At 49.3% G+C, this 15358-nt stretch carries 17 protein-coding genes and 2 pseudogenes; all 19 read right to left on the bottom strand.

Annotated elements, in window-relative coordinates:
* On the bottom strand, positions 1–286 hold a 286-nt coding region (locus tag AC1WIP_RS03015), incomplete at its 3' end, for a flagellar motor protein MotB (RefSeq protein WP_481140415.1).
* Complete coding sequence (locus AC1WIP_RS03010; RefSeq protein WP_481140414.1) at positions 286–1083, bottom strand: motility protein A; 798 nt, start codon at positions 1081–1083, stop codon at positions 286–288. The genes AC1WIP_RS03010 and AC1WIP_RS03015, both read right to left, overlap by 1 nt.
* Before the next feature lie 33 nt (positions 1084–1116).
* Positions 1117–1302, bottom strand: a complete 186-nt coding sequence (locus AC1WIP_RS03005; protein ID WP_318702480.1) for a flagellar FlbD family protein — start codon at positions 1300–1302, stop codon at positions 1117–1119.
* 91 nt (positions 1303–1393) lie between these two features.
* Complete coding sequence (locus AC1WIP_RS03000) at positions 1394–3106, bottom strand: flagellar hook protein FlgE (RefSeq protein ID WP_481140413.1); 1713 nt, start codon at positions 3104–3106, stop codon at positions 1394–1396.
* A 78-nt stretch (positions 3107–3184) separates the two neighbouring features.
* On the bottom strand, positions 3185–3589 hold the full coding sequence (locus AC1WIP_RS02995) for a TIGR02530 family flagellar biosynthesis protein (protein WP_481140412.1): 405 nt from the start codon (positions 3587–3589) through the stop codon (positions 3185–3187).
* A gap of 3 nt (positions 3590–3592) precedes the next feature.
* A complete protein-coding gene (locus AC1WIP_RS02990) occupies positions 3593–4315 on the bottom strand; it encodes a flagellar hook assembly protein FlgD (RefSeq protein WP_481140411.1) in 723 nt (240 codons plus the stop codon).
* A gap of 26 nt (positions 4316–4341) precedes the next feature.
* Positions 4342–5745, bottom strand: a complete 1404-nt coding sequence (locus AC1WIP_RS02985) for a flagellar hook-length control protein FliK (RefSeq protein ID WP_481140410.1) — start codon at positions 5743–5745, stop codon at positions 4342–4344.
* Between the two features lie 100 nt (positions 5746–5845).
* Positions 5846–6721, bottom strand: coding sequence for a MotE family protein (locus AC1WIP_RS02980; RefSeq protein ID WP_481140409.1), 876 nt, complete (start codon positions 6719–6721; stop codon positions 5846–5848).
* The gene (fliJ, locus tag AC1WIP_RS02975; protein WP_481140408.1) at positions 6721–7173 is read right to left on the bottom strand and encodes a flagellar export protein FliJ; all 453 of its coding nucleotides are present in this window, start codon (positions 7171–7173) and stop codon (positions 6721–6723) included. The genes AC1WIP_RS02980 and fliJ overlap by 1 nt, the downstream gene beginning before the upstream one ends.
* A gap of 22 nt (positions 7174–7195) precedes the next feature.
* Positions 7196–8503, bottom strand: coding sequence for a flagellar protein export ATPase FliI (gene fliI, locus AC1WIP_RS02970; RefSeq protein WP_481140407.1), 1308 nt, complete (start codon positions 8501–8503; stop codon positions 7196–7198).
* A 20-nt stretch (positions 8504–8523) separates the two neighbouring features.
* Positions 8524–9369, bottom strand: a complete 846-nt coding sequence (locus tag AC1WIP_RS02965) for a FliH/SctL family protein (protein WP_481140406.1) — start codon at positions 9367–9369, stop codon at positions 8524–8526.
* A complete protein-coding gene (gene fliG, locus AC1WIP_RS02960; RefSeq protein WP_481140405.1) occupies positions 9353–10369 on the bottom strand; it encodes a flagellar motor switch protein FliG in 1017 nt (338 codons plus the stop codon). The genes AC1WIP_RS02965 and fliG overlap by 17 nt, the downstream gene beginning before the upstream one ends.
* Positions 10370–10395: 26 nt before the next feature.
* A complete protein-coding gene (locus AC1WIP_RS02955; protein WP_481140404.1) occupies positions 10396–11991 on the bottom strand; it encodes a flagellar M-ring protein FliF C-terminal domain-containing protein in 1596 nt (531 codons plus the stop codon).
* Positions 11992–12012: 21 nt separating this feature from the next.
* On the bottom strand, positions 12013–12366 hold the full coding sequence (gene fliE / locus AC1WIP_RS02950; protein ID WP_481140403.1) for a flagellar hook-basal body complex protein FliE: 354 nt from the start codon (positions 12364–12366) through the stop codon (positions 12013–12015).
* A gap of 79 nt (positions 12367–12445) precedes the next feature.
* Positions 12446–12898, bottom strand: a complete 453-nt coding sequence (flgC, locus tag AC1WIP_RS02945; RefSeq protein WP_481140402.1) for a flagellar basal body rod protein FlgC — start codon at positions 12896–12898, stop codon at positions 12446–12448.
* Between the two features lie 41 nt (positions 12899–12939).
* Positions 12940–13329, bottom strand: coding sequence for a flagellar basal body rod protein FlgB (flgB, locus tag AC1WIP_RS02940; RefSeq protein ID WP_318702496.1), 390 nt, complete (start codon positions 13327–13329; stop codon positions 12940–12942).
* 144 nt (positions 13330–13473) lie between these two features.
* Entirely contained in the window at positions 13474–14262 is a 789-nt protein-coding gene (gene codY / locus AC1WIP_RS02935; RefSeq protein WP_318702497.1) for a GTP-sensing pleiotropic transcriptional regulator CodY, read from the bottom strand.
* A 150-nt stretch (positions 14263–14412) separates the two neighbouring features.
* Positions 14413–15150: pseudogene (locus AC1WIP_RS02930) on the bottom strand (DNA topoisomerase); the annotation flags it as partial.
* An 18-nt stretch (positions 15151–15168) separates the two neighbouring features.
* Positions 15169–15358 (bottom strand): annotated as a pseudogene (locus AC1WIP_RS02925) (type I DNA topoisomerase); the annotation flags it as partial.

Here is a 15358-nt window from a genome sequence, read left to right as displayed (position 1 = left end):
GCCCTTCCGCCGCCCTTCCCGTGCTGTTTATGTATTGATCCAGATTGTTCAGCTGGCTGATACCGTTTCCAATTAACACTCCGTCATCCAGCGCCGTGCCCCCTCCGTCAAAAATACTGAAGGTACTGTTCATAGATGCTGCCATCTGATTATACTTTTCAGTATCTGTATCTGACATGGCAAACAGCATAACGAAAAAACATAAAAGAAGATTCATTAAATCCGCGAAGGTATTCATCCATGGCGCGTTTCCCCCTGAGGGCGGATCTTCTCTGCGTCTGGCCATTACGCCTCACCTCCCGCCTCTGCTTCTTCGGCCGCATTCTCTCTTTCGGCTGGAGCGAGGAAGGATTTCAGCTTTTCTTCGATGACTCTCGGATTCTCCCCGGCCTGAATGGACAAAAGACCCTCTATCATTACTTCCTTCTGCATCATTTCCACTTCATTATCCGCTTTCAGCTTGTTGGACACCGGAATACAAATCCAGTTTGCAAGCAGGGAACCATACAATGTGGTAATCAGCGCCACCGCCATGGCCGGTCCGATAGTGGAAGGGTCTTCCATGTTATACAGCATATCCACAAGACCGATCAGGGTACCAATCATACCCCAGGCAGGGCCCATGGCAGAGAGCGTGTCCCAGAAACCGATCTTGTCCTTATGTCTCCCTTCAATGCTCACAAGCTCCGTTTCCATAATCGCTCTGACCAGATCCGGATCCGTGCCGTCCACAATCAGAAGAATTCCCTTTTTCAAAAAGGGATCCTCCAAATCTGCAGCTGCCTCCTCCAGGGAAAGCAGACCCTCCTTGCGGGCCACATTGGACAGATCAATGATTTTACGTATCATCTCCGCCGTATTCACAACAGGAGCCTTGAAAATCAGACCCATGGATTTTACTCCGCCAATAAAGTTCTGCAGGCTTACACTCATCAGCGTACAGGCAAAGGCACCGCCGAAGGTTATGATAACGGATGGATAGTCCAGATATTCATAAACGCCGCCCAGACCGGCACTACTGATAACACCGAATACGATTGCCAATAATCCTAAGATAATGCCTAATAAGGATGCTATATCCACGAGAATCACCTAAACATTCCGCAATTTTTTGAATTATTCTGCAAGAATATCCTTTCTGTACAATTTTACAAGATTTTTTATCTCTTGTCTACTTTCTTTTACAATTATTTTTCTGCCTGTTGTCAGCGTAATCACTGTATCCGGCGTCTCCTCCACCACTTCAAACAGATGCGGATTTACAAGGATTTTCACGCCATTGATTTTCGTTACCTCTATCATAGAATCCACCTCGCTTCTGTCATTCCATCAGGCATAGACCATAAGTGATATAAGGGACGGAAAGCTCCGTCCCTTATTTATTAATGATACCTTATCTCTTCAGGTTTGTCAATTCCTCAAGCAAGGTATCGGACACCGTGATAATACGGCTGTTTGCCTGGAAGCCCCTCTGTGTGGTGATCATTTCCGTAAATTCTGAGGACAAATCCACATTGCTCATCTCCAGCTGTTCGGTGGACATATAACCGCCGTTTGCGGTAATATCCACGCCGATGCCGTCGAATTCCCCAGAGTTTAAGGATGCGGAATAAAGATTGTCGCCCTGCTTCTCCAGGCCGGAGGCATTGGCAAACTCCGCAGTTGCAATCTGCCCCAGCAGCTTTGTCATGCCGTTGTCATAGCTTGCATAGATCATGCCGTTGTTTTGAATGGATAGGCCGATCATGTCTCCGAGACGTCTGCCGGCGCCAAGTCCGTCCTCGTCCCCGCTGGTAGCGGATACGGTGGAGGTTCCCTTGTTGTCTACCATAGACACATTGGAAAAATCAATGGTGATGTCGGAAAAGTTTCCACCCAGGGCGGAAAGTCCCAAAACAGCGGTGGTCTGGGTGGCCGCCCCGCCAATCCCCGCAAAATGTCCGTTGTTGGGGTCAAAGGTTACCGTGGTGCCGTCAAAGAAACGGCCGTCAGCCTCAAAGGAATCCTCGGCAGAAGGAAACATATCAGTTCCTGTACCCTGTACCAGGTTTGCCAGCATCTGTTCCACAGAAACCGGCGTAGTGCCGTTTGTTTCATCGTACACAAACAGATTTAAAAATTCCTCTGTAGAGCCTTCATAGCCATAGGCTGCAGCAATGTTGTCCAGAACCTCCTGCACTGTCATGTCCGTTCCGCCAATGCTTACCACTTCGGTTCTGTCCCTCAAAGTACCAGCGTCAAATATAGCCGTTAAGTCCGCATAAATGGTACCGCCGTCAGCAGACTGAAGCTGATTGCCATTCCACCTATAGGCCGAGCTGTTAAAGCTTACCGTCACCGGCTTTTCCTGGGTATTATTTACCGTTCCGAAGGTAACCCCTGTAATGTCTATCTCGTTTCCCTCGGAATCCAGCAGGCTGGAAAGCTCCAGGCTGTACTCATTTTCGTCTGCCGACTGCTTAAAGGTCAGCTTTGCCGTGTAGCTGTAGCCCAGGGCGTCATAAAAATTCAGGTTGATCACCTTGCCGTTTGCGCTGGTCACATCCGTATCGTTTTTATCCAGGATGCCGGAAACATACGCCTGGGAGGTAGCCTCCGGCGGATAGGTCATATTTGCCGCGCTCATAATGCGCAGCGCAGCCACCGTATCCTGTCTGATTTCTCCTGTGGTTTCGTCCACACCCCAGCCCATTACATTGTAGCCGGTGCTGGTCATGGCCAGGTTGCCTGCTGCGTCCACATAAAAGGAGCCGTCACGGGTAAAGAAATTCTCACTGCCGTTGTTCACAATGAAAAAATTATCACCGTTGATCATAATATCAAAGGGATTGCCTGTGGACTGGCTGGCGCCCTGTGTGGTGATGCTTGTGTTGATCGCTCCGGATTTAACGCCCAGACCGATCTGTCTTGCATTGGTTCCCCCGGCTCCCGTAAGGGCGTTGGGGCCGCTTGCGTTCTGCGTGGTCTGGCTGAGCAGATCGCTGAACACAATCGAGCTTGACTTAAATGCAACCGTGTTGACGTTGGCAATATTATTACCGATCACGTCCATCTTTGTCTGGTGTGTTTTCAGTCCTGACACACCAGAATACAATGATCTCATCATAGTACTGATTCCTCCTGTAGAAACGGAGCCTGCCTCTCTCTGTCATTCGAGAGGCCCAAGCCTCCATTCAGGTCCGGCTTATATAATCACCGCTCCGTTTATATTGGTAAATACATTTTCACTTGTCTGTGCACTGTCCATTGCCGTCACTACCGTCTGGCTGGGCACATTTACAATAAAGGCAATTTCATCCACGATCACCAGGGAATCCCTGATCCCTTTCTGCTGTGCCTTCTTTGCCCCTTCATTCAGCCGTTCCAGCTGCTTCGTGCTCAATTCAATATTCCGGTCCGCCAGACGCACCGCCGCGTGCTTGGAAAACTTAAGTCCCTTTGTTTCCCTGTTCTGAAGCGTCTTTGTCTGCAGAACCTCTTCAAACGTCAGACCGTCCGTGGTCCTTTCTGTCCCCGTCCTCTGCGCCGGATTCAGATATCGGTCGGTCAGCTGCTCAATGGACAGATAACCGCTTTTTTGTATGTTCATTTCTCAGGCTCCCATATCTGTATTCCCAGTTCCTTCTGTTCCCTGCGTATCTTCCGTGTCCTCTCCGTTCTGCGTGCCTTCGTCCTCTCCTGCTATGGTTCTCAGCTCCTTAAGCTTTTCGATATACTTATTCAGCCGGTTCACCACATCGGTTGCCAGAAAGCTTTTCTCATAATCTGTCATTTCATTGTAGATTTTCTCCAGCTCATCAATGGCCTCTCCATCCGAAAGACCAATGGCGTTTACGCCGGGCAGCTTGTTGATCGCCACATTGAAATCATATGCCTTGTCGTAAGCTGCAAGGTATTCGGGATCTGCCACCGTATCCAAATCGTCAATGGAATACAGCTGCTCTCCGATAGACAGATATGCCTTTCCGTTCTCGTATACCACATAGTCTACTTTTCCCCGCACATAGTTAGTCTCTCCCGAGGAATTTGTGGTCTTGATATATACTTCCTCTCCCACAAGGGTGCTTGCCCGCTGCAGATCCATGCTCTTTGCCATGTTCTGCATCTGCTCCACCTGGGTAAATTGTGCATACTGGGATATGTATTCCGTGTTGGAGGTGGGCTCCAGCGGATCCTGATACTTCATCTGCGCCACCAAAAGCTGCAGAAAAGCATCCTTGTCCATATCGCTGCTGGCGCCTGTGGTTTTGGACAGAGAGCTCTGGGATGTAGATTCTACCAGTTTTCCATCCTCCACTGCCTGTACCAGTGCCATAACATCACTCCTTTCCTTTTTCTGTGCTACGCGGTGAAATCTACCGTGCTTCCTGTGGCAGTCATCATTTCAGCCGCCAGGGCTTCCTCTTGTTCTAAATCCTCTAAATCCAAAGGCTCATTGAGATTTATTCTTCTCGCTCTTCCTTTGGACGGGGCCTGCTCCTGCTGCCTTCCTCTTCCCTGCTCTAAGTTTCTCTCAAACTGATGGGCTTGTACGGAAACCTCAACAGCCTCCACTCTCACTCCCTGTTCATGAAAACTTTCCCTGAGCTGAACCATCTGGCTTTCCAAAGCGGCCTTTACCGTCTCGTTCTGCGTGATAAAATGAGCCGTTACAGCCCCTCCCTTTGACACCACCTGAACATGTACGGTTCCAAGGCTTTCCGGATGCAGCTGCATTTCAAGATTAGATACGTCAGGCTTAATCTGAATCTTCATGTAATCCATGATCTGCTTCATAATATCCTGGGTATCCACATCCCATATAAGGGCGCTTTCCCCTGACTGCGCTGCCTGAGCCTGAAAGCTGTCAAGCCTAAACTCCTGCTGCAGGAAATTGGCGTTTTGTCCGCCCGTGTGCTCCTGGCGGGTTTGTGCGCCGTTTCCTTCGTCTGTCTGTGCGTCTGCCCCAGCACTTTGTTTCAGCATCTGCGTATCCGTCTGGGCATTCCCTTCAGACATCCCCCGGCTGCTCTTTGGCGTGCTGCCTTCCTCTGTTTCCGGCATTTCTTCCTGCAAAACAGCTTCATCTGCCGTGATTTCCACGGATACAGATTCCTCGTCAACGCCGAATTCACCGGGCGCGCTTCCCACATCCTCTGTCAGCGCTAAAAGTGCTTCGCCTTCCAGCCCCAGCTCTTTGCCGGCCTGTTCCAAAAGCGCATTCAGCTGCTCCATGGCCGTCCGGTAATCCTGATACAGCTCCCCGTTGGTAATCAGGGAAAGGGAGTCCTCCACTCCGGCCGCCGCAAGCAGAAAACCGCTCAAATTCTCCGGATTTAACAGCTGCAAGGGCTCCATGTCAAGCTGTCCAAGCACATCCTGGATTTCCTCTTTTGTCAATCCAAGTATCTGGCCAAGCTGCTCCATAAACTGTGCAGACACATTGCCAAGCACCTCCAGGATTTCTTCCCTTTCCTCACCGGCAGGCTCTGCATCCTGCACGGCTTCCGTTTCTTTTTCAGCCCCGGCCTTTCCCGTGTCCTTTGTCTTTAGGGATTCGCCCTGGACATGCTCTGTCTTTCGAAGGGAAGTCTGCCCGCCAAAGGAAGCCGTATCCTGTTTAACTGCCTCTTGGGTATCCCTTCTGTCCGTCTGAAAATTCAGTATTTCCTGGAATCCGGATTCCCCGGTTTTCCCCACAGTAGAAAAAAACTGAGCGGCTCCTTTGACCGCACTGCCCACAGCCTTTACAGGTGTACTCGTCATGCTCTCTCCTCCTTTCTTTTGGTATTTTATTTATTTGAAAGCCTGTTAAGGCATTCAAACCATATATCGGAAAAAATTAAGAAAATTGTTACGTTTTCCGTCAAGATTCAGGGTCCATAATTTTGGTCAGTCTGGCCGCCACCTCAGGGTCCATTTGTCCCATAATAGCGCCCCTGTCCTCAGCGCTCATAACCTTTAATATCCGGGCCGCCAGGTCCAAATCATCCGTCATAGACTCAAAAATTCCCGCAGCCTGCTTAGGCTTCATCTGAGAATAAGCTTCTGCATAATCCTGAACCTCCTGGCTTTCTTCAAGCTGCGTAACCACCTGCTTATAAATATATTCTGCCGTGGTGGGGTCCATTGACTCATAGTATTTTTGATACGCCTCAGGCCCGGGACCGTTTTCGGTATACACTACTTCCTCGTAAAACTCCGTTTTTATCCTCTGGAATTCCACCTGGCTGTTTTCAAATTCCTGAAGCCGCAGAACCTCAGCCTTTAAGCTGTCAAGCTCCTCATCCTTGGACCGGGACTCATTTTGAGCCTGCTCCAATTGAATTTCCAGGCTCCTTATCTGTTCCACCGCTTCCTCCAGGCTGGTGTATCCCCCATAGCTTTCTGTATCCGTAGTCTCCGTCACGGAATTTTCCGGCAATATTTTGTTGAGCACCGGCACATCCTGCAGAATGGGAGCCAGCACCCTGCTTCCGAAGCCTCCCACGTCCAGCTTGATAACGACGCAGATTACCGCCAGCCAAAGGGCCACAATCAGAAGCGTCGCTCCAAGAGTCAAAAGTCCATTGCTCTCCTCATCCTCCCCCAGAGCGTCCTCCTGCCTGGCAATTTCTCTGGCTCTTCTCTTTGCCTCTTTTCTCTGCTCCCGCTGCTGTCTTTTCAGTTCCTTTTTTTCACTTTCTAATTTTTCTTTTTCCGTCGGAGCCGCCAGCCCCTCAAGATTCTTTGCCTTTGCCATTATTTGCTCACCTGCCTCTGACCATAAGTATAGCTGGTCAGCTCATCTATCTCCTTGCTCTCCTGCCTGTTTTCTTCCTGTAAAAAGCTTTCAAAGGCTTTTTCCTTCAAAGATTCATGAGTTTTCCGCTCCTTCATCACTTCCGTCAGACGTTCCCTGGCCTCCTCAAGAGCTTTTTTTGCTCTCCGCACCCGGACGTTCTGCTCCGCGATAAAGGAATCCATTCGCAGAATCGCGGTTTGGTTCTCTTCAATCTCCCTCACATCCAGCTTCCCCGAAAGAAGCTCTGCCGCCTGTTTTTCATAAGACTGCTTCCGCTCCTTTAATTCCGCCAGCTTCTCCTCCTCCCTGTCAAGGGCGCCTTTAGCGGAGGAAAACTCCTGCTTTGCCTGGGTCTCCATCTTTTCCTTGATACTCAGAATGCTCTGCAGCGAATAGTGAAATCTTGCCATTTACGTTTACGGCCTCCTGTTTTTACTGAAACAGCTTTTCCAGGGCAGCCACAGTCTCTTCGAATTCAAACTTTTCCTCCACACCCTGACACAAAAATTCATTTACCGCATCAATTTTTGTGATGGCGTAATCAATGGAAGGATTGCTTCCGCTCTTGTATGCGCCGATGTTGATCAAATCCTCCGCTTCGTTGTAGGTAGCCAGCACCGACTTTAGCTTGCCTGCCGCCTGTTTGTGCTCTCTGTCCGCAATCTGGCTCATGCACCTGGAAATGCTCTGAAGAATATCTATGGCCGGATAATGATTTTTATGTCCCAGCTTGCGGCTCAGCATAATATGTCCATCTAAAATACTTCGGGCTGTATCCGTGATAGGCTCATTAAAGTCATCGCCATCCACCAGTACCGTGTAAAGGCCTGTTATGGAACCCTTTGCAGCCCGCCCGGCTCTCTCCAGCAGCTTTGGCATCTCAGAGTACACACTGGGCGGATAGCCTCTGCTCACAGGCGGCTCCCCGCTGGCCAGCCCGATTTCACGCTGAGCCATGGAAAACCGAGTCAGGGAATCCATCATCAAAAGCACATCCTTTCCCTGGTCTCTGAAATATTCCGCAATCGCCGTTGCAGTCTTGGCAGCCTTATTTCGTTCAAGGGCAGGGCGGTCCGAGGTGGCCACCACCACCACAGAGCGTTTCATGCCCTCCTCGCCCAAATCTCTCTCAATAAATTCGCGTACCTCTCTGCCACGCTCTCCAATCAGTCCGATCACATTGATATCTGCCCGGGTATTCCTGGCAAACATGCCCATCAGTGTGGACTTCCCCACACCAGAGCCTGCAAATATACCGATTCGCTGGCCTTTTCCCACTGTGATCAGCCCATCCACCGCCTTCACTCCAAGAGGCAGCACCTGGTCGATAATCGTCCGGCTCATAGGGTCCGGCGGAGCAGCCTCCACCGGGTAGCTGGCGCCCTCTATCTTTTCTGCATCAATGGGACGTCCCAGACCGTCCAGGGTTTTTCCAAGAAGCTTCTGGCTCACCTGCACCCGAAGGGGATAACCGGTATTTTCCACAATACAGCCAAGGCCAATGCCGTCCACTGCCTCATAGGGCATCAGCAGTGTCTTTTTATCCTTAAAGCCCACCACCTCCGCCATAATTGGCGCCGGTTCCCCATCTCCCTCAGGATGTATCCTGCAGATGTCTCCCAGCTTTGCATCCGGGCCTGCAGACTCAATGGTCAGTCCCACAACATTGACCACCTTTCCCAGCCTGCGGAAAAATGTTTTTTCTTCCAATTTCTTATATTTCTCAAAGTCTATTGTCATACTGCTCCTAACATCAGGAATCACTTCTCATAAGACAAAAGCTTCAGCTTCTGCCTAAGCTGCGCAAGCTGTGTACCCACGCCGCAGTCAAAAATACCGCCGTCCGTCTCGATCAGACAGTCATTTTTTCCAAGCGTCAAATCTTCAACGATCTCAATTTCACTGTTGGGAGAAACGGCCGTAAGCTGCTTCTTTTCCATGCTCACATAAGGATAATCTTCCTTTGAGACATGAATCAAAAAGCTGCGTTTTTCCTCTACATCCCGCATGGCTGTGGAGATCAGGTAAATAAGCACCTCTCTGTAGGAGTCAAGCTCCACATGAAAAATGTGCTCATAGACTCCCGTAATTGTATCGATAAACGCCGGCTCCAGCTCATCTATCTTTTTTTGATAAGCATCCTCCAGCTGCTTTTCTTTCTTCCTGTACTCCTGCTCCAGGCGGACTTTCTCAGCCTGCGCTTTCTTCTGGCCCTCCTCATAGCCTTGGGCCCTGGCCTGCTCCAGAATACTGCGCTTTTCCTGTTTTGCCTGGGAGATTGCCTGCTGTCTTAAGGTCTCAGCCTCCTCTTTCGCCTGCTGTACAATAAGATCAGCCTCCGCCTTCGCCTGCTGTGATGCAGCTTCATCCTCCACAGCCGCCTTTATCACATTTCCGGTCTGGGAATTTTCTTCCCCTTCCTCCAAAGGAGGCGCCTCCCCAGCCTGCAGCCCCGGAACAAAGCCTTCGTTTTCCGGGCGCTGCACCCTGGCCGCCAGCTCCTCCATGCGCCTGGCCATCCGCTCATTACTGTCAATTACACGCAAATCATCCTGGGCCAGACAGGTATATCCTCTTTTCAGCAGATTACTAGACAACGATCTCATCACCTCCGCCTCTGGAAATAACGATTTCGCCTGCATCCTCCAGCTTTCTGATAATATTTACAATCTTCTGCTGTGCCTCTTCCACATCCTTCATGCGGACAGGACCCATAAATTCCATGTCCTCTTTAATCATAACAGCAAGACGCTTGGACATATTGTTGAAAATCGCATTCTGCACCTGCTCGTTTGCACCTTTCAGGGCCACCGCCAGATCGTTGTTGTCCACATCACGCAGCACACGCTGTATAGCCCGGTCGTCCAAAAGAAGCACATCCTCGAACACAAACATCTTTTTCCGAATTTCGTCCGCCAGCTCCGGCTCTTCGATCTCCAGGGTTTCCATAATATGTTTTTCTGTTCCTCTGTCCACAGTATTCAAAATTTCCACTACCGCGTCCACGCCGCCGATAATGGTATAATCCTGATTTACCAGACTTGCCAGCTTGGATTCCAAAACCTTCTCCACCTCTTTGATCACATCCGGGCTGGTTCTGTCCATCACAGCCACACGTCTCGCCACATCGGCCTGTCTGTCAGGAGGCAGCGCAGAAAGAATCAATGCCGCCTGGTTGGGAGACAGATAGGATAAAATCAATGCAATCGTCTGGGGATGCTCATCCTGAATAAAATTAATCAGCTGTGTGGCATCCGTCTTTCTGACAAATTCAAAAGGCTTTACCTGCAAGGACGCCGTCAGCTTGCCAATGATGTCCATGGCCTTGTCCGACCCGAGAGCCTTTTCCAAAAGCTCCTTCGCATAGTTAATGCCGCCCTCTGCGATATACTGCTGGGCGAGACACACCTCATAGAATTCGTTGATAACCTCTTCCTTCACCTGGGGCGTCACGCTTCTGGTATTTGCAATTTCCAGAGTCAGCTCCTCTATTTCATCTTCCTTTAAATGCTTAAACACACCGGCAGAGCGCTCCGGCCCCAGCGAAATCAGCAGAATCGCCGCCTTCTGCAGTCCGGTAATGTCTCCCTCTCTTGTTCTAGCCATAATCCTTCGCCTCTCTTCTAAACCCTTTAATTCCAGTCCTCATTCAGCCAGTTTCGAAGCAGGCTGGCCGCCGCCTCAGGATTTTCATCCACAAATTTCTCTATCAGCTTGCGGGTCTCTGATTTAGCCTCCACATCAATGTCCTCAAGCTCCGGCCCAGGAGTGGACTGCAGAAGATTTTCCACAGAAAGCTCCTCCTCCCTCGCCACCTCTGTCCGGGTGCGCATGCTGCGCAGCACCACAAAAACCAGCAGGGCCAGAATCATTACCAGCATCATAATGCTTAAAATAGTGGTCCAGCTGACATTCATGCCCTCCCTGTCATAAAAGACAGGGGACTCGTAGGCCACTATGGTGATATTATCCTCGCTGATTCCGGTAGCATTGGCTACAATGCTGTAAAAATCCGGATCCACATCCATCTTTACATCCGCACTGTTTGCGGACTTATATTCCTCCCAGCTGGTGCCGTCCAAAAGGCCCTGACGCTCCACATCCTCCTCATGAATCTCATTCCAGGTAATAGCCGTTATGGAAATGGAGGACTGGGAATAATCAATGCTGCCCGCAGGAGTCACTTTATAATTGATGGATTCATTGGGCAGATAGTCTGTGGAAGTCTCCGACTGTGTGGAGGAGGTGGTGCCGGAATCGGGATATACCTCCACAGTTCCGTCATTTGATTCCGCTCCAGGCACAGCGCTTCCGCCGCTGTCACTTTCAGAATCGAAGGTGTCCTGATGGGAAATCATGCCCTCTTCCCGTCCGTCATTGGCATAATATTCCTTTACAGTTTCCTCGTAATTGGCGTAATCCATGGTCAGATGGCTGGTGACCTCAATGGCGTTGTACTGATTGGTGCCAAACAAAACCTTCTTCACCTGATTGGCCACCATGGATTCTGCCTGATTTTGAAGCTCCTGCATGGAATTGGCAATGCCCGCGGAGGTGTAATCCTCTCCGCCTTCAAACAGGATATTGGAATCGCTGTCGATGATTGTGATGTTCGCTGTGGTTTCGTTTCCCAGATAAGTCGCCGCCGCCTTGGCCACCGCCGCCGCATTGGCAGAGGTAAAGGTTCCGTCCAGCTCAAGCTGAATAAACGCAGAGGACTCCTGCTGCTGCGCAATCAGCGTCCCATCCTGATCGGGAATATGCAGGCGCACAGTAGCGCTTTTTACGTTGCTTAAATTAGTAAGATCCTTGGAAAGCTGGTTCTCCAGATACACGCCCCAAAGTTTTTCCTTATCGGATGCCGTCGTAGACATTCCCCCGCTCAGCGCATCCTCCGGCGAATAATCGTCAGGAACGTACCCCGCCGAGCCAAGCGCTACGTTGGCCGAAGAAAGCTGGCTGGTCTCCACATCGATCTTTAAGCCGTCGCTTGACTCCCTGTGCGCAATGCCTGCGCCGTCCAGAATGTCGATGACCTCCGCCGCATCGGCTGTTGTTTCGCAGTCGATCAGCCTTGAATACTGGGGCTGTGAAAACACATATATGATAATTGCGAAAGTAAAGATGACCACCGCACCGATACCGATGATAATGGTTTTTTGTCTGGCGGTAAATTTATTCCACCACTCAAGCACCTTTGCAGGTATTTCTTTCAGCTTGTCTGCCATGATAAATTTCCCCCAGCGCTATTATATCTGAATCTGCATCAGCTCACGGTATGCCTCCAGGATCTTGTCCCGCACCGTCACCGTGTACTGCAGAGCTGTGGAAGCCTTCTGTAAGGCAATCGTCAGATCATGGGTATTCTCTGTTTCTCCAAGAGCAAACTTAATTTCCTCATTTTCTGCATCTGAAAGATAGCTGTTTGTAGTTTTAATGTTATCCAGTGCCGAATTAAAAAAAGCGCTGAACAGTGTTCCGTCCGCTTTTTTATTTTTTTCCGTGAGCATTCCTGTCAGCGAAGCCGCAGAAACCTCCGAGCCTGCGCCCACTGCATTCAAAGCACTGACTCCCGTAAGACCGCTAATTGCTGATAAATCCATTGTATGTACTCCTCTTATCCTTCTTATCCATTCTGCGCAGTATTTCTATGTCTCCTGATTCCCCTCAAAAGCTCAGGCTTTACTGCTGCGTCAGCTGAAGCCCCTGCAGAGCCATGGATTTGCTGGCGTTGAACGCTGTGGCGTTTGCCTCATAAGCCCTGCTGGCATCAATCAGATTTGTCATTTCTGTTATGATATTTACATTGGGATATGTAACATAACCGTTCTCATCCGCATCCGGATGGGAGGGATCATATACCATGTTCATTTCTGTTTCCGTATCCTCATATACGCCGTCCACCTTGACGCCCTGTCCGCTGTATCCATGGTACAAAGACACATTGCCCAGCACTCTGCTGAAAGAGGTCTGATCCCCCTTCTGGGCGAAAGTAACCACTTTTCTCCGGTAGGGCGTGCCGTCCTCCGTGCGCGTGGTGTTGGCATTTGCCACATTTTCAGAAATCACATCCATGCGGTATCTCTGAGAGGTAAGACCGGATGCGTTAATATTAAAAGCAGAGAACATACTCATTCTTTTCTATCCTTTCTAAGCTAAGACAAAACAGAAAAAATCTATTTTATCACGGTCTGCAGATTGGTAAACTCCTGGTTGATGCTTGTAAGAAGCCCCTGATATTTCAGCTGGTTTTCCGCAAGCATCACATTTTCATTTTCAACGTCCACATTATTCCCATCCAGTCTGTAGGAATAGCTCTCATAATCTGTATAGGGCCTTGCCTGAAGCTCACTGGTCTTTATGGAGGATACTCTCTCGTCCATAGACTTGTTCAGCCCGCTTCCCAAAGCCTTCTTTAACTCATTTTCAAAGGACACATCCTGTCTCTTATAGTAAGGTGTATCCACGTTGGCTATATTGTTGGATATGGCTTCGTTTCTCAGCCAGCTTGCGTCCGCAGCCTTGTCCAGCACATTGATATAATCAAATACATTGGTTTGAATCATCAGGGAACTCCTTTCCACACACTCCTGCCACTTTATTCTATTATAATTTATTTTGCCAAAAAAACAACATTTTTTTGTGGTTTTCAACGCGAAAACATGAAAAACGGGACTTATTGACTATGCGACAAGTCCCTCAGTCTGCTCTCATTTTTTACGGTTCTGGCGCTTCAGCTCCTCTATCTCGTCAAACACCACATCGTTTAGTACCTTGATGTAAGTACCCTTCATGCCGGATGAACGGGATTCAATCACGCCGGCGCTCTCGAATTTACGCAGCGCATTGACGATCACCGACCTTGTGATTCCCACCCTGTCAGCAATCTTACTGGCAACCAAAATCCCCTCCATGCCGTTTAATTCGTCAAAAATATGGGTGATGGCCTCCATCTCCGAAAAGGAAAGAGTGCTTATGGCAGATTTCACCACCGCAACCTTTCGGCTTTCCTCTGCGCTTTCCTCATTTACAGCCCGCAGCATCTCAAGACCCACTACGGTACTGCCATATTCACAGAGTATAATATCGTCTATGTCATACTGGTCATAGCATTTATAGATAAACAGAGTGCCAAGCCTCTCTCCCGCAATCTCGATAGGGGTAATGATGGCCTGAAATTTTTTCACATCCGTACTCTCAAAGCCCAGCGTTTCCAGATTCACATTCTCTTTGGTGGACAACACGCCCAGAAGCCTTTCATTTAACATGGAGTCGATAAATCCCCCCACATTCTCCTCGATCAGCTCCGTGATGGATTCGATCCCATCGGACTTCCCCACCCCCAGCACCTTGCCCTTGCGGCTGATCACCAGCACATTGGAATTCAAAATTTCACGCATCACACTGCAAATATCGTTGAAAACCACCTTGCTGGAATTATTATTGTGCAACAACTTGCCGATCTTCCTGGTCTTGTCCAATAGCTGTACACTGCTCATACACATTCCTCCGTTTTATTGAGACCGATTACAATATATAAACATTTTATCACAAATAAAATCAGATTACAATGTGCATACAGTTAATTTTTTTGTATTTTTTTTGATTTATGAGACAATTCTGACACTACCCCTGTTTTTCCCTGCTTATCACTGCTTTTCCACAGGGATTTTCCCGGTCACATAGCCGCACTGTTCGTTCATGCACACCAGTTTATTTCCTTTTTCCAGAAGCATATCGCCGCATTTGGGACACTTCTCCCCGGATGGCTTCTGCCATACCATAAAATCACACTCGGGGTTATTGATGCAGCCATAATATTTTCTGCCTTTTTTAGTTTTTTTCAAGACTATGTCTCCCCCGCATTTGGGACAGGCAACTCCGATCTTCTCAAAATAGGGCTTGGTATTGCGGCACTCCGGGAAGCCCGGGCAGGCAAGGAACCGTCCGTGAGGACCATATTTAATCACCATATGCCTGCCGCAGAGCTCGCACACCTCATCGGACACTTCATCCTCTATGGTGACCTCCTTAAGCTCCTTCTCCGCATTTTTTACCGCTTCTTCCAGGTCTGGATAAAAATTGGATACAATGGTTTTCCACTTTACGGTGCCTTCCTCCACCCCGTCCAAAAGGGCCTCCATGTTGGCTGTGAAATTCACATCCACAATGCTGGGGAACGCCTCCTTCATCATATTGTTTACCACCTCTCCCAGCTCCGTCACATAGAGATTTTTATTCTCCTTTACCACATAGCGTCTGGCCAGAATTGTGGTGATGGTAGGCGCATAAGTACTGGGTCTGCCGATGCCCAGCTCCTCCAGGGTTTTCACCAGGGAGGCCTCTGTGTAGTGGGCCGGAGGCTGGGTAAAATGCTGCCTGGGATCAAAGGAAAGATACTCCAGTCAGCTGACCTTATCCAGCTCTGTCGCAAGAGAAATTTCCGCCTCCTTATCCTCCTCCTGCATGTATACACTCATAAATCCATCAAACAAAAGCCTGGAAGCCGACAGTGTAAATATATGCTCTGCCGCCTGAATCTTCACAGAAGTTGTCTCATATCTGGCCCCGCTCATCCTGCTGGCTGTAAAGCGC

It is taken from the genome of Acetatifactor sp. (assembly GCF_982438285.1).
The sequence above is the reverse complement of the archived record's forward strand: the minus strand, read 5'-3'. Positions and strand labels throughout refer to the sequence as shown.